This window comes from Rhizobium sp. CFBP 8752, assembly GCF_014842035.1.
In the GTDB taxonomy this organism is placed as follows: Bacteria; Pseudomonadota; Alphaproteobacteria; order Rhizobiales; family Rhizobiaceae; genus Neorhizobium; species Neorhizobium soli.
In genome coordinates, this window is the sequence record NZ_JACYUZ010000001.1 from 1,338,123 (window position 1) to 1,357,550 (window position 19,428).

At 60.8% G+C, this 19,428-nt stretch carries 17 protein-coding genes and 1 pseudogene; 9 read left to right on the forward strand and 9 right to left on the reverse strand.

From position 1 onward, the window contains the following. Positions 1-2 precede the first annotated feature (2 nt). Together hflX and IFT59_RS06385 are read left to right on the forward strand one after the other, a co-directional pair. Positions 3-1,433: a GTPase HflX gene (hflX, locus tag IFT59_RS06380; RefSeq protein ID WP_192087119.1), complete on the forward strand. Its 1,431-nt coding sequence runs from the start codon at positions 3-5 to the stop codon at positions 1,431-1,433. 273 nt (positions 1,434-1,706) lie between these two features. Then, entirely contained in the window at positions 1,707-2,978 is a 1,272-nt protein-coding gene (locus tag IFT59_RS06385) for an MFS transporter (RefSeq protein WP_062580972.1), read from the forward strand. Positions 2,979-3,069: 91 nt separating this feature from the next. Here IFT59_RS06385 and IFT59_RS06390 read toward each other — a convergent pair whose 3' ends face one another. From IFT59_RS06390 to cysG, 5 genes are all read right to left on the reverse strand, one after another. After that, positions 3,070-3,885: a ferredoxin--NADP reductase gene (locus IFT59_RS06390; RefSeq protein ID WP_192086381.1), complete on the reverse strand. Its 816-nt coding sequence runs from the start codon at positions 3,883-3,885 to the stop codon at positions 3,070-3,072. Positions 3,886-4,013: 128 nt separating this feature from the next. Further along, positions 4,014-4,523, reverse strand: a complete 510-nt coding sequence (locus IFT59_RS06395; RefSeq protein ID WP_092660725.1) for a DUF934 domain-containing protein — start codon at positions 4,521-4,523, stop codon at positions 4,014-4,016. Beyond that, positions 4,523-6,196 carry a nitrite/sulfite reductase gene (locus IFT59_RS06400; protein ID WP_192086382.1) on the reverse strand — a complete coding sequence of 558 codons (1,674 nt, stop codon included), beginning with the start codon at positions 6,194-6,196 and terminating at the stop codon, positions 4,523-4,525. The genes IFT59_RS06395 and IFT59_RS06400 overlap by 1 nt, the downstream gene beginning before the upstream one ends. Before the next feature lie 21 nt (positions 6,197-6,217). Further along, positions 6,218-6,532 carry a DUF2849 domain-containing protein gene (locus tag IFT59_RS06405; RefSeq protein WP_062580964.1) on the reverse strand — a complete coding sequence of 105 codons (315 nt, stop codon included), beginning with the start codon at positions 6,530-6,532 and terminating at the stop codon, positions 6,218-6,220. Further along, positions 6,532-7,974 carry a siroheme synthase CysG gene (gene cysG, locus IFT59_RS06410; RefSeq protein WP_192086383.1) on the reverse strand — a complete coding sequence of 481 codons (1,443 nt, stop codon included), beginning with the start codon at positions 7,972-7,974 and terminating at the stop codon, positions 6,532-6,534. The genes IFT59_RS06405 and cysG overlap by 1 nt, the downstream gene beginning before the upstream one ends. Before the next feature lie 224 nt (positions 7,975-8,198). Between cysG and IFT59_RS06415 the strand changes: the two genes are divergently transcribed. After that, entirely contained in the window at positions 8,199-8,780 is a 582-nt protein-coding gene (locus tag IFT59_RS06415; RefSeq protein WP_192086384.1) for a nucleoside deaminase, read from the forward strand. 17 nt (positions 8,781-8,797) lie between these two features. Further along, positions 8,798-9,628 (forward strand): nucleoside triphosphate pyrophosphohydrolase, encoded by an 831-nt coding sequence (gene mazG, locus IFT59_RS06420; RefSeq protein ID WP_192086385.1) that lies wholly within the window; start codon positions 8,798-8,800, stop codon positions 9,626-9,628. 61 nt (positions 9,629-9,689) lie between these two features. Here mazG and IFT59_RS06425 read toward each other — a convergent pair whose 3' ends face one another. Together IFT59_RS06425 and IFT59_RS06430 are read right to left on the reverse strand one after the other, a co-directional pair. Further along, positions 9,690-10,076 carry a hypothetical protein gene (locus tag IFT59_RS06425; RefSeq protein ID WP_192086386.1) on the reverse strand — a complete coding sequence of 129 codons (387 nt, stop codon included), beginning with the start codon at positions 10,074-10,076 and terminating at the stop codon, positions 9,690-9,692. A gap of 637 nt (positions 10,077-10,713) precedes the next feature. Beyond that, positions 10,714-10,911 carry a hypothetical protein gene (locus tag IFT59_RS06430; protein WP_092660736.1) on the reverse strand — a complete coding sequence of 66 codons (198 nt, stop codon included), beginning with the start codon at positions 10,909-10,911 and terminating at the stop codon, positions 10,714-10,716. A gap of 190 nt (positions 10,912-11,101) precedes the next feature. On the opposite strand from IFT59_RS06430, the pseudogene IFT59_RS23055 reads away from it, so the two are divergent. Next, positions 11,102-11,259, forward strand: a pseudogene (locus IFT59_RS23055) (nucleoside triphosphate pyrophosphohydrolase); the annotation flags it as partial. Between the two features lie 62 nt (positions 11,260-11,321). Here IFT59_RS23055 and IFT59_RS06435 read toward each other — a convergent pair. Then, on the reverse strand, positions 11,322-11,789 hold the full coding sequence (locus IFT59_RS06435) for a DUF3828 domain-containing protein (RefSeq protein WP_192086387.1): 468 nt from the start codon (positions 11,787-11,789) through the stop codon (positions 11,322-11,324). A 659-nt stretch (positions 11,790-12,448) separates the two neighbouring features. Between IFT59_RS06435 and IFT59_RS06440 the strand changes: the two genes are divergently transcribed. The 3 genes from IFT59_RS06440 to IFT59_RS06450 are packed head-to-tail and all read left to right on the forward strand — an operon-like array spanning position 12,449 to position 14,416. Continuing rightward, on the forward strand, positions 12,449-12,931 hold the full coding sequence (locus tag IFT59_RS06440) for a hypothetical protein (RefSeq protein ID WP_192086388.1): 483 nt from the start codon (positions 12,449-12,451) through the stop codon (positions 12,929-12,931). Positions 12,932-12,941: 10 nt separating this feature from the next. Further along, the gene (locus IFT59_RS06445; RefSeq protein WP_192086389.1) at positions 12,942-13,655 is read left to right on the forward strand and encodes a hypothetical protein; all 714 of its coding nucleotides are present in this window, start codon (positions 12,942-12,944) and stop codon (positions 13,653-13,655) included. A 2-nt stretch (positions 13,656-13,657) separates the two neighbouring features. Further along, entirely contained in the window at positions 13,658-14,416 is a 759-nt protein-coding gene (locus IFT59_RS06450) for a hypothetical protein (protein ID WP_192086390.1), read from the forward strand. Between the two features lie 124 nt (positions 14,417-14,540). Here the strand turns inward: IFT59_RS06450 and uvrB are convergent, their stop codons facing one another. Further along, entirely contained in the window at positions 14,541-17,519 is a 2,979-nt protein-coding gene (uvrB, locus tag IFT59_RS06455; RefSeq protein ID WP_192086391.1) for an excinuclease ABC subunit UvrB, read from the reverse strand. Between the two features lie 430 nt (positions 17,520-17,949). Between uvrB and IFT59_RS06460 the strand changes: the two genes are divergently transcribed. Then, positions 17,950-19,428 (forward strand): DUF1800 domain-containing protein, encoded by a 1,479-nt coding sequence (locus IFT59_RS06460; protein ID WP_192086392.1) that lies wholly within the window; start codon positions 17,950-17,952, stop codon positions 19,426-19,428.

A 19,428-nucleotide genomic window follows, 5' to 3' on the forward strand; every position in this document is an offset into this window, starting at 1 on the left:
GGATCGATAGAATCTCCAATCGTGATACCTCGAACGAATCAATAGTCCCGGAAGCCGAAAAGCACCGGGACGACATGCGCGCGGTCGTCATCGTGCCGGTGCTGAAACAGGGCCGGACGCGCAGCGGGCAGGGTGAGGCGACAGCCACGCCTGTGCCCTCAAGACCTGCCGCACCGCAGCGATCCAACGAAGCCCGGCTGGAAGAAGCGACCGGCCTTGCGCGCGCGATCGATCTCGAGATCGCCGAAGGCATGATCGTGACCGTCGGTCAGCCGCGTCCGGCCACGCTGATGGGAACCGGCAAGATCGAAGAGATCAAGGCGCTTCTCGACGAGAAGGATGCCGGGCTCGTCATCGTCGACCATCCGCTGACACCTGTTCAGCAACGCAATCTCGAGAAGGAATGGGGCGCCAAGGTCATCGACCGCACCGGCCTCATTCTGGAAATCTTCGGCCGCCGTGCCTCCACCAAGGAAGGCACGCTGCAGGTCGATCTGGCCCACCTGAACTACCAGAAGGGTCGCCTCGTTCGGTCCTGGACCCACCTTGAACGCCAGCGCGGTGGTGCGGGCTTCATGGGTGGTCCCGGTGAAACCCAGATCGAGGCCGACAGACGGCAGTTGCAGGACAAGATCATCAAGCTCGAGAGGGAGCTTGAACAGGTCGTCCGGACCCGCCAGCTGCACCGCGCCAAACGCCGCAAGGTGCCACACCCGATCGTGGCGCTGGTCGGCTATACCAATGCCGGCAAGTCGACGCTGTTCAACCGCATTACCGGAGCCGGCGTTCTCGCCGAGGACATGCTGTTTGCGACGCTCGACCCGACGCTGCGCCGGATGAAGCTGCCGCATGGCCGCACCGTCATCATGTCCGATACGGTCGGTTTCATCTCCGATCTTCCGACCCACCTTGTGGCCGCCTTCCGCGCGACGTTGGAAGAGGTGCTGGAAGCCGATCTCGTGCTCCATGTGCGCGATATGTCCGATCCTGATAACGCCGCCCAGTCGGCTGACGTGCTGCGCATCCTCGCCGATCTCGGGATCGACGAGAAGGAGAGCGAGAAGCGCATCATCGAGGTCTGGAACAAGATCGACCGGCTCGACCCGGAACGCCACGACGCGCTGTTCGAGCGTGCCCAGGGCCGCGCCAATATCATGGCCGTCTCGGCGATTACGGGCGAAGGCGTCGACGCGCTGCTCGATGAAGTCTCGAACAGGCTGTCCGGCGTGCTGACCGAGGCCGAGATCGTGATCCCGGCCGATAAGCTGGCACTCGTCTCCTGGGTCTACGGCAATGCCGTGGTGAGCGAGCGTGAGGACAATGAGGACGGCTCGGTGACGCTGGTCGTCAAACTCACGGATCGGCAGGCTTCTGAACTGGAGCGCAGGCTCGGGAACGGCGCAAAGCCGGACAAGGAAGAGTGGGAGCGGTAAGACGCTCCTTCTTCATTCCCTGTAGCTGCTGCGAAGGTTCGCGGGAGCGTATTTCCCTCCATACGGATGGTAATTCGCTTTGTGAACCTATGTCGGAAAACGCCAGTCCAGTAACGCTCCATTGTGATACGTATTCATCTTCGTGGCGCGAAGCTAACACACTGACAATATTTGAGTATTAAATAGGGTTTACGCGTAATTCACGGGCGGCGGAAGCAACCAAAGCTTGGCGGATGCATTTAGGCTGCGCTCTCCAGCTAAGGTTCGCTCCTGATGACATCATCCGTTCTTCACAAATCTGCGGGTGGCAATCCACCGCGCATCTTCTCCGACCGATCTCTGGCGGCGCTCTGCCTCCTCAATTTCTTTCTAGCCGATGCGCGTGATGGGCTCGGGCCGTTTCTTGATGCTTTCCTTGCGACGCAAGGCTGGTCATCGATGTCACTCGGCCTGATCGCCACGGTCGGGGGTTTGATCGGGCTTGCCGCAACGCCGCTTTGTGGGGCGCTGGTCGATGGAACGTCGTGGAAACGGGCGCTCGTTGCCATTCCGGTCGTGGTGGTCACCGCTGCGGCGCTGGTGACGCTTCTTTCCCCCAATCCGGCAATTGTCTGGATCGGTCAGATCGGGACCGCCGTCGTCGGCGCCGTGATCGGTCCGGCACTGGCCGGCCTGACGCTGGGTCTTGTCGGCGAGAAGCTGTTTTCGCAACAGATTGCTCGCAACGAGTTCTGGAACCACACAGGCAATTTCGCCTCGCTGTTTGCCGTCTACGTCATCATCTCGCTGTTCGGCCAGGGTGGCATGATCTGGCTGATGATCGCGACGGCGTTCGGTGCTCTTGCGGCTGTCGCAATGATCGATCCTGATCGCATCGATCACAAGGTCGCCCGCGGCCTTGCGGCGGACGACGGCAGCGGAGCAGACGCTAGCGCGGCGGAGGCGCCATCCGGGTTCAGTGTGCTTCTGAAAAGCCGGGGACTTATTCTGCTTGCACTGATCCTGATGATCTTCCATTTTGGCAACGCGCCGATGAGCCGGTTGATCGCCCAGCAGTTCGCCATCGAACTCGGAACACCATTCCGGACCACGGCGATCATCACAGGCATCGCCCAGCTTTCGATGGTGGCTGTCGCGGTCGTGACGCCGTTCCTGATCCGAAGGCTTGGCCTTGCCGCGACGCTTGCGATCGGGCTTGCAGCGCTGCCGATCCGCGGGTTGATCGCCGGCAGCTTCGACGGTTTCTGGGTCGTGTGGCCCGTCCAGATCCTCGACGGCGTCGGTGCCGGGCTGCTTGGCATCGTCACACCGGTTGCAGTGGAACGCATCCTGAAGGGTACAGGCCGTTTCAATGTCGGCTTTGCGAGCTTGATGACGGTCCAGGGCCTCGGCGCATCGCTCAGCAACGTCGTTGCCGGCTATGTGGTCAGCCAGGGAGGCTATGCGGTCTCGCATCTCGTCGGGGGCGGCGTCGCGCTGATCGCCGTGGCCGTCTTCGCGATCTACCACAAGGAAATCGCGCCATCGCAAAAGTCGATTGGCTGAAAAATGAATGCCGCGATCCCGGCTCAGTTCGGGGATCGCGGCATTTATATTCAAATCATTAGGTCGGTCTTTTAAACCAATATCTCAGAAGTCAGCCGACGAACGCGCGTTCGATAACGAACTCGCTCGGCTTGTTGTTGGCACCTTCGGTGAGGCCTGCATTCTCCAGACGTTCCTTGGTGTCTTTCAGCATCGCAGCCGAGCCGCAGATCATGCCGCGGTCGACCTCGGGGTCGAGCGGCGGCACGCCGAGATCGGTGAACAGCTTGCCGTTGTCGATCAGGTCCGTGATGCGGCCCTGATAGGGGAATGCCGCGTCGCGGGTGACGGTCGGATAATGCTTCAGCTTGGTGCCGACGACTTCGGAGAGGAACTCGTGATTGCGGATCTCTTCCATCAGGTCAAAACCGTATTTCAGCTCCGCCACTTCGCGGCAGGTATGGGTGAGGATCACCTCGTCGAACTTCTCATAGGTTTCCGGATCGCGGATCAGGCTTGCGAACGGAGCGATGCCTGTGCCGGTCGAGAACATGTAGAGACGCTTGCCCGGCGTCAGCGCATCGAGCACCAGCGTTCCCGTCGGCTTCTTGCGCATCAGAACCGTATCGCCCGGCTTGATCGCCTGCAGATGCGATGTCAGCGGGCCATCCGGAACCTTGATCGAGAAGATCTCGATCTCTTCGTCCCAGGAGGGGCTGGCAATCGAATAGGCGCGGTAGATCGGCTTGTCGCCGACCATCAGGCCGATCATGGCGAACTCGCCGGACCGGAAGCGGAAGCCTGCCGGACGTGTCATGCGGAAGCGAAACAGATGATCCGTGAAATGCTCCACCGAAAGCACGGTCTCGGCGTAGACTCCATCCGGGATCTTCACGGCAAACTCTTCGGTCTTGGCAGGTGCGTTCATAGTCTCGTCCGTTACTCGGTCAGATTGGTCTCGCAGCAGCGAAATACACTATCGAGCCGCGCTTATGAAGCAATCGGCCGCGCTTTCTGGCCGATCGCTTAGAAAATATGTCTTCTGAGGTCAGCTTTTCAAGCCGGCACCGAGCGGCGGCGCCAGCTATAGCCTTCGCCTGGCTCCGCAGGACGCGCCGTCGGCTGGTAGTGAACGTCAATGCCGGGCAGGCGGCCTTCCTCCAGACGCTGCAGCGCCGTTGCGTTGGTGACCGCGAAGCTGTCGATGCCACACCGCAGCATCAGCGGGACCTGGTCGATAAGGACATCGCCCACGGCGCGCAACTCGTTCTTGTAGGCCAGACGATCGCGCAGCAGCGAGGCGTGGCTGAAAGCGCGGCCATCGCTGAAGGCCGGAAACTCCACCGCCACAAGCTCGATGCGGTAGAGATAGGGCTCAAGCTTCCGGACGTCGTCGGCGGGCTTGATCAGAACTCCGAGACCGACATCGTTGCTGCCTTCCGCCTTCTCGATGAATTCGGCCAGCGGAAGCAGAGGCTTTTGCTCGCCCTCGGCCTTTACCTCTTCCGTCTCGATGACCCAGGGGTCGTTGGCGACGAAGCCGGTCTCTCTCCAGATCTTCGCCATCACGCCGCCTCCGCCTTCGCGTCACCGTAGAGCGCATCCTTGAAGGGCTGCGGTCCGACACGGCGATAGGCGGCGAGGAAGGTTTCCTCCTGGCCCTGCCGAAGCCCGAGATAGGTGTTGACGATAGTTTCGATCGCGTCCGTCACCTTCGACGGCTCGAAGCCGCGGCCGATGATTTCGCCGATCGACGTGTTCTCGTCGGCAGAACCGCCAAGCGTGATCTGATAGAGCTCGGTGCCCTTCTTCTCGACGCCCAGAAGGCCGATATGGCCCACATGGTGGTGGCCGCAGGCGTTGATGCAGCCGGAGATCTTGATCTTCAGCTCACCGATTTCCGCCTGCCGCTCCGGGGAGCCGAAGCGCGTGGAGATTTCCTGCGCGACCGGGATCGAACGGGCGTTCGCCAGCGCACAGTAATCCAAGCCGGGACAGACGATTATGTCCGTGATCAGGTTGGAATTTGCCGTTGCCAGATTGTGTGCGGCGAGGGCGCGATAAAGCGGCTCGAGATCGGCCAGCGCCACATGCGGCAGGATGACGTTCTGCTCGTGGCTGATGCGGATTTCGTCATGGCCGAATTCTTCGGCCAGATCGGCCATCGCATCCATCTGCACGTCGGACGCATCGCCCGGAATGCCGCCGATGGGCTTCAGCGAGATGGTGACCATGCCGTAGTCCGGATGCTTGTGCGGCTGAACGTTCTGATCCACCCAGCGGGCAAAGTTCTCGTCCTGCCGCTTCCAGCTGGCGAGTTCCTTCCAGCCCTCGGCGCGGTTCGCCAACGCGGGCGGTGCGAAATAGGCGGTGATCGCCTCGATATCCTGTTCCGGCAGTTTCAGCTCGGTGCCCTGCAGGTGCTGGAATTCTTCTTCCACCTGACGGGTCAGTTCCTCGACGCCGGTTTCGTGCACGAGGATCTTGATGCGGGCCTTGTACTTGTTGTCGCGGCGACCGTTGAGATTGTAAACGCGCATGATCGCGGTCGTGTAGGAGAGGAGATCCTCTTCGGGCAGGAAGTCGCGGATCTTCTTGGCGATCAGCGGGGTTCGGCCCTGTCCGCCGCCGACATAGACGGCAAAGCCGATCTCGCCCTTGTCGTTCTTCTTCAGATGCAGGCCGATGTCGTGCACCTGGATCGCGGCGCGGTCGCGCTCGGCGCCGGTCACGGCGATCTTGAACTTGCGGGGCAGGAACGAGAATTCCGGATGGACCGACGACCACTGACGCAGGATTTCCGCGTAAGGGCGCGGATCGGCAACTTCATCGGCTGCAGCGCCGGCGAAATGATCGGCCGTGACGTTGCGGATACAGTTGCCCGAGGTCTGTAGCGCGTGCATCTCGACGGTTGCGAGTTCGGCCAGGATATCCGGCGTATCGGACAGTTTCGGCCAGTTGTACTGGATGTTCTGCCGTGTGGTGAAATGGCCGTAGCCGCGGTCATACTTGCGGGCGATATGGGCCAGCATCCGCATCTGCTTTGCATTCAGCGTGCCATAGGGGATGGCGACGCGCAGCATATAGGCATGCAGCTGGAGATAGACGCCGTTCATCAGGCGCAGCGGCTTGAACGCATCCTCGGCAAGCGCGCCGGAGAGGCGGCGCTCCACCTGATCGCGGAACTGCTCCACGCGGCCTGATACAAATGCGTGGTCGAATTCGTCGTAACGATACATGTTGTTCCTGAACTCTCGGTATCAGACTGCGATGAATGCCGGATCGGCGTGGCTGTAGCCTGCGGCATAATCCATTGTCGGGCCCTGTGCACGAATGCGTTCGCGAAGACGCGTGGGCCACAACTTGCCTTCGGTTTCCTCGACATCGATGACATTGACGTCAACGACCTTGTTTTCGGCAAAGTCACGCTTGCCGATCGCTTCCAGAGAGGAGACGGCTTCCGCGTGGCGCGCCACGAGCGCGTCCTGCAGGTTTTCCGTCCAGCGACCGGCGGCATCGAGCCAGACGGCGATGCCATCGGACAGGCGGTTGGCAGTCAGAACCTTGTCGGCCATTATTCCACTCCAATGCTTGCCCGCTCAACCGTCCTTGCAAAGGCGGAAAGCGGTTCGGACTTCTCAAAATTCGCACCGGCGACGGCTTCGCCGATGATCACCATGACCGGGCCATCGAGATCGTCCCTGGTCTCCAGCGCCGGCAGTTCCTGGAGGACCCCGTGGAACAGCTTGCGGTCGGTGCGGCTGGCATTCTCGATGACAGCGACGGTGGTGAGCGGCGAGACGCCGGCCTGCATCAGCCGTTCGGCAACGGATGCTGCGACTGTACGGCCCATATAGACGGCGATGGTGGCGCCTGAGATCGCAAGGCTTGCCCAATCGGGCAGGGCTTTGCCGGCAAGGTCATGGCCGGTGGTGAAGATCAGCGACGAGGCGACACCGCGGAGCGTCAGCGGCAGCTCGAAATCGGCAGCCGCGGCAAAGGCCGAGGTGATGCCGGGCACGATCTCATAAGCGATGCCGGCTTCGCGCAAGGCTGCCATCTCTTCGCCGGCGCGGCCATAGACCAGTGGATCGCCGCTTTTCAGGCGGACGACGCGCTTGCCCTGGCGACCGAGATCGACCAGCAGGCGATTGATCTCGTCCTGGCTCTTGGAATGGCAGTTCTTGCGCTTGCCGACCGAAAGGCGTTCCGCATCGCGGCGGCCCATATCGACGATCGCTTGCGGAACCAGCGCATCATAGACGATCGCGTCCGCTTCCATCAGCACGCGCTGGGCCCGCAGTGTCAGGAGATCCTCGGCGCCTGGACCTGCACCGACCAGCCAGATCTTGCCTTCGGCCTTGCCGGTGACCGAGAGCAGGGCATCTGCGGCACGGCGGGCCGCGGTATGATCGTTGGCGTCGACGGCATCGGCAACATCGCCGGAGAAGAACCGGCGCCAGAAGATGCGACGGGAGACGCCGCGCGGGACTGCGCGTTCGACGGCATCGCGGTAATCGGTCGCAAGCGAGGCCAGTCTGCCGAGCGATGGCGACAGCATCTGATCGATGCGGGCGCGGATCATCTGGGCGAGAACAGGACCTGCACCTTCCGTGCCGATGGCGATGGCGAGTGGAGCGCGGTTGACCAGTGCCGGCGTGAAGAAATCGCAGTGATCCGGCTGGTCCACGGCGTTGGACGGAATTCCGTGCGCGCGGGCCGCGGTGACGATGGTCTGGTCGAGAGCCTGATCGCCGGTGGCGGCAAACACGAGCGTGGCGCCAGCCACTTGACCGGCGGCGAAGGTCTTGCGGATCGGTTCTATTCCGTGCTGGGCTAGCCATGCGGCATAATCGGCCTGCGGATCATCCGCATAGGCGATGATCAGCGCGTCCGTATTGGCGATCAGCCGCGCCTTGGCATAGGCCTCGTCGCCGTTGCCGAACACGGCAACGTTTTTTCCGCGCACGCGAAAAAACGCCGGGAAGACCGACAGGCGTTGAAGGCTCTGAGACATGCGATTATCCTGCATCATGTGAACCCGAATATCCACAATACGGTGGCATAATTGAAGAAATGGATGTGCAAAAGGCCGGGGCGCCCGGTATTTCTGTTTCCCGTTCGCTCGCTTCTTGAGCAAAAGCCACCGCCAACCTTCCGTTCTCTGTGAGCAGCCCCACACGACCATAACCCTACAACCGTCCAATTTCGCTCTGCGGCAGACCTGGAGATGAGTGCACCATGACCATTGCTTCCCGCCTTCTCGATGTCATCGAGCACGATATCCTGCCTCTGACCCAAACGGGCGTTGCCGCCGGCAACAAGGTGTTCGGGGCGGCAATCCTGCGCAAGTCTGATCTGTCGCTGGTGATCGCCGAGACCAATAACGAGCTGGAAAATCCGCTCTGGCATGGCGAGGTGCACACGCTGAAGCGCTTCTACGAGATTGATTCCGGACTTTCCGCCAAGGATCTGATTTTCTTCTCGACTCACGAACCGTGCACGATGTGCATGTCGGCGATTACCTGGGCCGGGTTTGACAATTTCTACTCGTTCTTCAGCCACGAGGACAGCCGCGATGCGTTTGCCATTCCGCACGACCTGAAGATCCTGAAGGAGGTGTTCGGGCTGGAGCCCGGCGGCTACCGGCGCGCCAACGCCTTCTGGAACTCCTACTTCATCAGCGATCTGGTCGAGGCCGAAGAGGACGACGCCATCAGGCAGGACCTGAAGGCCCGGGCGGAACGGATCCGGCAGCGTTACCAGTTGCTGTCGCAGAGCTATCAGGCCGGCAAGGCTGACAACACGATACCGCTCAATTGAAGGCCAAGGATTTCGGCATGCATGCTTCGAAGGATATTTCCCGCCTGATCGAGATCATGGCGGCGCTGAGGACACCGGTGACCGGTTGCCCGTGGGATCTCGAACAGAGTTTCGAGACGATCATTCCCTATACGATCGAGGAGGCCTACGAAGTGGCCGATGCGGTCGAGCGGCATGACATGGACGATCTGCGAGAGGAACTGGGCGACCTGCTGCTACAGGTCGTGTTTCATGCGCGGATGGCCGAGGAGGCCGGTGGGTTTGCATTCGGCGACGTGGTCGAGGCCGTCACCACCAAAATGATCCGCCGGCATCCGCATGTGTTTGCGCGCTCCGATGCGGATACGCCCGGCGCCGTGAAGCTGCAGTGGGATGCGATCAAGGCCGAGGAGAAGCGCGAGCGGGCCGAGCGGCGGGCGCTGCGCGGCACGACCGAGCCTTCCAAATCCGGCTTTCTCGGCGGCGTCCATCGGGCCCAGCCGGCGCTGAGCGAGGCCGTGAAGCTGCAGCAGCAGGCCGCCCGCGTCGGCTTCGACTGGTCGGAACCCGGCCCGATCCTCGACAAGATCGAGGAGGAAGTTGCCGAACTGCGCGAGGCCCTGGCGGCCGGGCAGCCCGAAAAAGTGTCCGACGAACTCGGCGACCTCATCTTTGCCCTCGTCAACATCGGCCGCCATGTGGACGCCGATCCGGAGGCGGCGCTGCGGGGCACCAATGCCAAATTCCGTCGACGTTTCAGCCATATCGAGACGGAACTTCAGAAATCAGGCGAGACTCTGGAGGAGGCGACGCTCGAGCGGATGGAGGGGCTTTGGCAGGCGGCGAAGGCGATCGAGCGGGCGCTGTAAGCCGCTCGGCTTCGTGCCGCCTATCTCGGCCCGGCGGGGCTGTTTCCATCCGCGGTCTGCGTTACGGCCGGGATGGCGGGGACAGTTTTTCGCGGGCCCGGTAGGCCGCCATCCATCGCTTGGCATCGTCGTCCGGTAGCGCGTTTCGGGCGACCTCGACACAGGCATCCTGCAATTCACGCTCGATGGCGGAGGGCGATGCGAACATCATGCCCTGCCGGCCGAGATCGGCGCGGGCGGCAAGCGCGATGAGGTAGATCAGGGTAAAGCTTTCGGGGTAGTCGGGGCCGAAATTGATCAGACAGGCAGGGGCGCCGGTGTCTATATTGACATGCAAGCATCGGTTGGCGCGACGGCATTCGCGCCGGAGGCAGGCCTGCGGAAAGGCCAGGATCTCGGCCGTGCAGCATGCCAGATGGGTCTCGATTTCCGTGATTTCGACAGACATGGTGCTTCTCCTGTCCGGTTTCGGATGATCCGCCTCGCCGGGCAGACGTGTGCCTTGGCGATCGAGGGATGAAAAATTCGGACGGGGCGCCGGAAGCTGCCTCGATATAGAAAGTAGTGGTGACACCTTTCGGCACCCCGTTCGGCGGTTTTTGCCCGCGACTCCGGTCTCTCTGCAATGACCCGGCCGGGCGGTTGTTCGCCGCCGGCTTCCCGGTGCTTCCGACGGATCAGGAATCCGGCGAAACCACCCGGCGGGCCACCTTGTGTGCCGCACAGGCACATCCGGCGCGCTCTTTCGGGCATCGGAAACCGGCGGTCGGTCCGTGACCCGCCTGTTTCCCCCGTGTCGCCGGAGGGAGACCATTTTCCGCGGACCCGGAGCATGGGTTTTTGCGTCCTTTCCCCATGACCCGCGCCGGTTCCGCCTCGCCGGGACGCCTCCCGGTGTATCCGCGACGGAACGCAGCATTATAGGCACGGAAAAAATCCGTGAGGATGTAACATGCGTTAAGTCATTGAAATTTAGTGGGTCGGTGCGTCAAAAATCGCCGCAGCGCAAACAGAAGCGCTGTTACCGAGGCGCATCTAAGGACCGGAAAGCGGGGCGTCGCGCCCCCGGCGCGAAAAGCTGGCGCTCAGCGCGGCGCTGTGCCGGCCAGTCTTGACTGCACGAGATCGACGCTGCCGCGAACATGGATCGTCACCGGTTTGCCACCGGCACCCGTGACCGCGAGCGCAATCACCGAGACGTCTTCCTCATAGGTGGTGACGTAGAGGACCTGAGCCTGATTGACGTAAACGGGCTGGTTGTGGGTGTTCTTGAAGCCAATCATCGTGGCTGTGCTCCATCTTCGTTGTGAAGAAGGTATCGCATGGAAGGGGTTGATGGAGGGTGAATGCGGGTGGTGATGGTGTATGGGCGGGCGGGGAGCTCTTGAGGCGAGAGGTTTTGCATACGGATGTATTTCTTCTGGAGCCACTCGATTGCGTCGCCGTCGTTGGAAGGTTGCCTTCGCAGTTGAGAAACAGGCGCTGCGAGGCACGGTGCGACATTCCGGAGACGATTGAGCCATATCGAGACGGAGCTTGAGACATCAGGCGAGACGTTGGAGGCCGCGACGCTGGAGGGGATGGAGGCGCTTTGGCAGGCAGCGAAGGCGATTGAGCGGGAGATTGGGTAGGACGATCGCCCGACCCGAACTGAGACGCGGTGCAAGGGTGGGCGAAGGGAGCCCGTGCAGATCTATTGGCCTCCTAGCAGGTCTCGCAAGCTCCACGAATATTCGCCCTGTTGGTTGGCGATGTCGTCCACCTTCCAGCCGCCATTTTCGCGCTTCAGCGTGTAGTAGAGCGTCACCTTTTCCGAGCCGTTGAGAAAGCTAACCTCCAGCTCGGCTTGGTCGTCGATGAGGATCGGCGGCGAGAGTTTGACCCCTTTCGCCTCGCCATCCTGGCCGGCAATCACCGGATCGAAATCCACCGCCCCGACCTCACCCTCCGCCGTGCCGTCGCGGTCCTTTTGGAACAGGCGGTTGAGGCTGCGCGAGAGGAATGGCTGGTAGGGCGACGGCGCATCGTCGGCGGTGGCGGCGATGTCGTAGGCATAAAGGGCGCGGATGAGGGCTTGCGGTGTTTTGAAGACCTCGGCGCTGGCGGGGAGGACGGAGAGGGTGAGGAGGAGGAGGGCGAGGAGGGTGGTGAGGGGGCGCATTGGGGTGGGGGATCCGGGGTGAATGGGTGGGGAGCGTGTAGAGCTTACTAGAACATATGCGAAGCGAAAACAGTGGCTGTGGTGATGGCTTCTTGCCGTCCGAGAGGGGTTAGGAGGGTACCATCTCTCCGCTGACGCTGGTGATGAAGGTTCACGTCGTCCCTTCATCACCAGCGTCGCCGCGTCTTTCGGACCGCCAGGACGCCTCCTGGTGTATCCGAGGGCGGATGTGGGAAGCGTGGGTGAGGTTTGGGTGGAGGGACGTAAGTTGTTAATATTTGCTGGGTGGGTGCGATTGTTCGGGTACCGGGATCGCACGGTCTGCATGCAAGCGGGGGTCTTCATGTTGAAGTTTCTGCCCGTGAAACATACGTCTGGAAGTAGATTCTGTATGCATGGATACGGAGCATAAAAAAGATATATATATATCAATCATATAGGATGAAAAAATCTTGTGAGAGTTATACAAAATTTTTAGGAGTATGTATCGTTGTGAATGACAGAGAGGTTATTGCAGCAAAAAGTTCTGAAAATAGGCCTCTCTTATGACGTCTTATCCACAGGAGAACGTACGAATCTAGCAGATTCAAAGTATCAACGTTGACGAATATTATTTTCATATATAGATATATATTTACTTTGTAACATTCAGGAGGTGAATGGTGACGGGAGATTCGGTATCTGAGGAGTTCAAGCTGACATTGAGTGGTGATGGTCTGGAGGTGCAACGGTCAGTGACGCCACAGCAAGCGGCTTCCATACTAAGCATTATTATGGGTGGAGATCTTTTTCCCACTGTGGGGCTTGCATCTAATTCAAGCGTTGCAAGCGCGGGGCCTGTCGTAAGGCTCTCACTTCGAGAATTTTTAGACGAGGTTGGTGCGAATAAGAAGTCAGACCAGATTGTGGCAATAGGTCATTACATGTCGCTTCACGAGGGGGAAGCCAGTTTCACACGCGAGCAAGTGAAAGAACGCTTCAAAGTCGCTCGCGAACCGATGCCTGCGAACCTGCCTCGCGATTTTGGAACTGCTCTTAATGCCGGGCTCATAGCTGAAGATCACAAGGTGCCTGGACAATATTACATTACGAAGAGCGGGCTTCGGGCCATAGAAAGCCGTTTTGACCTGAGCAAAAAGTAGGAGAGCGATTGTGGCGCTTAAAGATCTTGTAGCCGATCGCGGTAAAATGACAGAAGAGGCGATCGAACGAGTAATTGCAGACTACATTCGATACGACCCCGAGCGCTTTGAAGTAGTATTGACGCCAAGAGGGGCGGATCTCGGCAATGATCAAAAGATACTAGTGATACTCGTTGCAATGCTAGGATGGAGATACGTGATAGACCACGAACATGAGATTGATTCTCGTCCGGCAACGCTGGAAGCACTGACTGGAATACCCGGTGGCACCCTTCGCCCCATCCTTAAGAGGTTAAAGGAAGCACATTTGCTTACCTCCATTGGGGGGAATTATTCAATACGGCCAGCAAACTTGGAAGCCATTGGTTCCATCGTAAAAGGCGAGCAGCCTTTGACGGCGCGAAGGCGTACCAAAAAAATGTCTCGTTCGACGTCGAGCGAAAGGCAACAGAGTGGCGATGAAAAGGAGGTTGATGGTGCGAGAAAAAGCCGACGTAGCGCGGGAACTCCAGCGCGAGGGTCTCTCCGTAGGCTTCTTGAAATTGGATTTTTTAAGGAGCCGCGCACGCTTGCTCAGGTTGTCGCACGATTACACGAGATGGCCGTAATCACCAAGGCCACGTCGTTGTCGGGGCCTATCGCCGAACTGGTACGCGAGGGTAGCCTGCAGAGGAAAAAAATTAAGGAAAACAATAAGGAAATGTGGAGTTATCGTGCGGCTTAACTATGCGTGACACAGTCATCCACGATCTCTCGAAGGCCATTCCTCTCGTGCTCGCGACGGAACTTGTAGACGCCTATCAGGAATTAGTAGCCAAGCATCGTAAAGGAGATCTGGAAGCTGCTCTGTTAAAAGGCGGACGCTTTGTGGAACATGTTCTCAGAGTGATCGAATTCGTCAGAACTGGGTGCGCGCCATCGGAGATCAAGCAATTTTCTGTCACGATTCGTGACATCGAGAAAGATGTCACACTGCCAGAATCGCTCCGTGTCTTGATCCCTAAAGCTGCTTATGTGGTTTACAACATTAGAAGCAAACGTAATGCGATCCATGTAAAGGAAATCGATCCGACTCCAATCGATGTATCGTTAGCAGTAGCCACGGCAGGCTGGATTCTTGCGGAGTTGTTGCGCCTTTATCATTGCAGTGACGATATGGTGGTTGCCGACGCAATGCTCGCGCTCACTAGAGCCTCCATTCCTATGATCGAAGCGATCAATGGTGAAATCTTCGTTGGGCAGACAGTTCCGACAAAGAACGAGGTGCTCCTTCTTTTGGCCCACGCTAAGCCGCTCGGGATGAGTCGCTTAGAAATTGGCATTTCAGCTAAATGCAGCCAACCCTCCGTAAGCAAGGCTCTAAAGGAACTGACAGGAAAGCGCCTTGTTCACCAGGCGCGAGACGCGAGCTATTTCATCACTAGTGCGGGCGAACAATTTCTCGAGCAGTGGGTGCGCGCACAGGCTTCAAGCAAGCGGCACTAGAATCCGTCGTTGACTCATATATGTGTTAGCCAGCCCTACTCACCAAGTTCGCCTCGCCAATCGGCTGCGCCTCTTGGGCCGAACTATACTCTCCCACAAGGGAGAGAAGTGGACTGCCGCTGCTTCACCGCCCCGGCCGGCCCGTCTTGCCCTTCGTTCTGCGCTTCTGCTGCTTGGCATCGGTCGCGTCCTCGTAGCTCCCGGCGCCGACCTTGCCGCGGACGATGGGGCGGGGGTCGTCCTTGCCTTCGCCGCGTTCCGGCTGGCCTTCCAGCAGCGGCGAGAAGCGTTTCTTGGTGCTGATCGTTTGCGGCGGGCGTTCCGGCAGGGTGCCGGGCGCGGGTTTTTCGGTGCGGCCGACGGTCATCTCGTCGAGGGAGTTGCGGCGGAACAGCGGGGTGGCCGTGTCGGTGCCCGGGCCCATGTCGTCGAGCGAGGGTTTGGCGAAGTAGGAGGGAGACGCCTCGTCTCCGGCCTTGGCGCCTTTGCCTTTGCCACCGCCCAGCGAGGTGCGGGTGGCTTCGGCGCTGCGGCGCACGCCTTCCTGGGCCTTGGATTCCTCGCGGGCGATCGGGTCGTCCATCGTGGCGAGTTCGGAGGCCTTGAGGCGTTTGATCTCGTCGCGCAGGCGGGCCGCCTTTTCGAAGTCGAGATCGGCTGCGGCGTCGCGCATGGATTTCTCCATGGCGTTGAGATGGCTCTGCAGGTTGTTGCCGACGAGGTGGCCGCCGTCTGCGAAACCCTTGCCCGAGGCGCCGGAGATATCGGCGCGGACGTGGTCGCGCTCATAGACGCTGTCGAGAATGTCGGAAATGCGGGCCTTGACCGATTCAGGCGTGATGCCGTGTTCGGTGTTGTAAGCGACCTGCTTTTCGCGGCGGCGGGCGGTTTCGTCCATGGCGCGCTGCATCGAGCCGGTGATCTTGTCGGCGTAGAGGATGACCTTGCCATCGACGTTACGCGCGGCGCGGCCGATGGTCTGGACGAGCGAGGTTTCCGAGCGCAGGAAACCTTCCTTGTCGGCATCGAGAATGGCGACGAAGCCGCATTCGGGAATGTCTAGACCTTCGCGCAAAAGGTTGATGCCGATCAGCACGTCGAAGGCGCCGAGGCGCAGGTCGCGGATGATCTCGATGCGTTCCAGCGTGTCGATATCCGAGTGCATGTAGCGCACGCGCACGCCCTGTTCATGCAGGTATTCGGTGAGGTCTTCGGCCATGCGCTTGGTGAGCACGGTGACCAGGGTGCGGTAGCCCTTTTCGGCGGTCTCGCGGATCTCGCCGAGCACGTCGTCGACCTGGCTGCGGGCGGAGCGGACTTCGACCGGAGGGTCGATGAGGCCGGTCGGGCGGATGACCTGTTCGGCAAACACGCCGCCGGCCTGTTCCATTTCCCAGTTGCCGGGCGTTGCCGACACGGCGACGGTGAGGGGGCGCATCGCATCCCATTCCTCGAAGCGCAGCGGCCGGTTATCCATGCACGACGGCAGCCGGAAACCGTATTCGGCGAGCGTCGCTTTTCGGCGGAAGTCGCCCCGGTACATGCCGCCGATCTGGCTGACGGAGACGTGGCTTTCATCGATGAACAGCAGCGCGTTGTCGGGGATATATTCGAACAGCGTCGGTGGCGGCTCGCCGGGCGTGCGGCCGGTGAGATAGCGCGAATAGTTCTCGATGCCGGCGCAGGAGCCGGTCGCCTCGAGCATTTCGATATCGTAGCGGGTGCGCTGTTCCAGACGCTGCGCTTCCAGCAGGCGGCCGCCCTTTTCGAGCTCGGCGAGGCGGAGCTTCAGCTCCTCCTTGATCGACTTGATGGCGCCGTTGAGGGTGGGGCGCGGCGTCACATAGTGGGAGTTGGCGTAGATCTTGACCGACTTCAGGTCGCCGGTCTTGTGGCCGGTCAGCGGGTCGAATTCGGTGATTGAGTCGATCTCGTCGCCGAACATCGAGATGCGCCAGGCGGCATCCTCAAGGTGGGCGGGGAAGATCTCGATCGTATCGCCGCGCACGCGAAACGATCCGCGGATGAAGTTGATGTCCTGGCGCTTGTATTGCTGGGCCACGAGGTCGGCGAGAAGCTGGCGCTGGTCGAGCTTGTCGCCCACGGCCATCTGGAAGGTCATGGCGGTGTAGGTTTCGACGGAGCCGATACCATAGATGCAGGAGACCGAGGCGACGATGATGCAGTCGTCGCGTTCCAGCAGCGAGCGGGTGGCGGAGTGGCGCATGCGGTCGATCTGTTCGTTGATCGAGGATTCCTTCTCGATGAACGTATCGGAGCGCGGCACATAGGCTTCCGGCTGGTAATAATCGTAGTAGGAAACGAAATATTCCACCGCGTTGTCGGGGAAGAAGTTCTTGAATTCCGAATAGAGCTGCGCCGCCAGCGTCTTGTTGGGCGCCAGGATGACGGCCGGGCGCTGCGTGGCCTCGATGACCTTGGCCATCGTGAACGTCTTGCCGGAGCCGGTGACGCCGAGCAGGACCTGCGAGCGTTCGTTGTTGTTGATGCCCTCGACGAGGTCCTTGATGGCGGTCGGCTGGTCGCCGGCGGGCTGGTAGTCCGAGGCCATGCGGATGGTGACGCCGCCTTCGGACTTTTCCGGACGGTGTGGACGGTGCGGCGTCCACATCTTGCCGTCCTTGAACAGCGGGTTGCCGCTTTCGATCAGCGCCGACAGGGCCTCCACCGTGGCGGTGACGGCGCCGGTGGCGAGGTGTTCGGCTTCTTCCAGCGACACGTCCATGCCGGCGACCGGATTGAGGCCGGCGGCGGCGCGGGTTTTCGGATCGGACGAGCCGCCCATCGACGTGCCGCGAGACGATTTCGACGAGGTCGTGTGCGTGGCGGTTTTCGGCGTGTCTTTCGCGGCGGCCTTGATGGCCTCCTCGCGGGCGGCGATCTCGATCTTCTTGCGGTGCTTGCCGGCCTTGGAGGCGATCTCGCGCTGGGTCTCGACGCCGGACATTTCCGCCTCGGCTTCCAGCTGCCTCACCCAGTCCGAAACATTCCCCTCCAGCGGCGCGCCTTCAAACGACGATTGCGGGGATTCCTCGAAACCGCTGGGCTTGGAGGAGGGGGATTTTTTCGGAGATCTGGCCATGCCGCGAATATGGAGGCGGGATGGCGGAAAGTGAAGAGGGGGATGGCGGGAAAATGAGTACAAAAGGGCAACGGGGTGGTTTGTGCTTTTGGCGCGGTCTCCAGCAGATCCCGAAGGCTACCATTGTCCACAGTTCTACGATGCATAGCGTGGGCTGCGTCTCTCACATCCCCACGCCGTAAAGTAACCGGATGACAGAATGTTGTACCGACCGTGGCTGGACAGGCGAGCCGTCGTTGGCGATATCGCAGCTGATGGCATTCTTGCCGAGGCATATGGCAATCGTTTAGAGGAGCCACTTCCGAGGTTCTTCGGTCCCAGACCGCGGTTGGCTGGCGGCAAATCGTCCGGGTCGCGAAATGGCCGTAATTGTCTTTCGTTTCGGACACATTCGTCTCCGACTCTGGGGGACTGAAACAGGAGTGGCCGGATGGCGATTTCGAGACCGACATTGGCAGCGATTCGCTACGGGTACGGATTGCGTCCCGGCGAGGAGCCGCCGCGCGATGCCGAGGCTCTGCTGGCCCAGCTCGACCAGGCCGCAAAGCGGAAGCCGCGTTTTCCGCGCGAGGGAGCGGGTGGCCGCCGCGAGACTGCGTCTCGCGTGATGTCGCTGCGGGCGGCCGAGGCGAAGGCGGCCAAGGACGGCAAGCCGAACGAAAGCATTCGCAAGGAAACCCAGAAGGAAGCGCTGCAGATCTATCGGCAGGATGCGATGGCGCGGCTGGCGCAGGCGATCCTGTCGCCCTTCGGGTTTCACGAACGGCTGGCATCGTTCTGGACGGACCATTTTTCCACCAGCGCGCTCAAGTCGCTGCCGATGCGGATGGTCGTGCCTTTGTACGAGGCAGAGGCGATCCGTCCCAATCTGGCCGGGTCGTTCGCGAACCTGCTGAAAGCCGCCATGCTGCATCCCGCGATGCTGATCTATCTCGACCAGAGTGATGGTGCCGGCATGGACGCCCCCGCGGGGCGGCCGGGCGGGCGTGCCGTGAACGAAAGCCTTGGCCGCGAACTGCTGGAACTGCACACGCTGGGCGCGGGGAGCGGGTATACCCAGGAGGATGTCCGGGCCGCCGCGCTGATCCTGACGGGACTGTCGGTCGATCGCCGCGCTCTCGAAGTCGTCTACCGGCCACGCATTTCCGAAGGCGGCTCGATCAGCTTGCTCGGAGAGGTTTATGAGGACGACGAGGCGGGGAGCCAGGACCATCTACGGATGCTTGAGGATCTGGCGCTGAACCCGATGACGGCGGAACATGTCTGCCGAAAACTGGTGATCCACTTCGTTGCCGACGAACCCCCGGCGGATCTGGTTGCCGCGATGACGGCAGCCTGGGCTGAAACCGAGGGCGATCTGAAGGCTGTCTATCGTGCCATGCTGGATCATCCCCGTGCCTGGAGCGATCCTGGACAGAAGATCAAGCGTCCGTTCGAATTCGTCGTGTCCGGATTCCGAGCCGTCGACATTTCCGATAAGGACCTCTCCCGGTTGCTGGAAGAGATGGACGACGATGAGCAGGAAGACGACGGACCGATGCGAAAGGCGCTGAAGATGGCCAGCAGCACGGCTGCCCGCGCGGATGCCAAGCAGCGTGCCGCGCGCGCCAACGACCTGACGCTTGCCGCGCTCCAGCGGATGGACCAGCCAATCTGGCAGCCACCGAGCCCGGCCGGCTATGCCGACCTGGCGAGTGTCTGGCTGTCGCCGGGCCAGCTGAGCGAGCGGATCGCCTGGGCGCGGCTGATGGCCGGCCGTTTCGGCCAGAGGCGCGATCCCGGCACGTTTCTCGATGCGGCGCTCGGGGACGCGGCGGGCCAGAATACCAGGGACGTGATTGCTCAGGCACCCAACACCAACCACGCCATCGCGATGGTTCTGGCGTCGCCCGAGTTCAACAGGAGATAG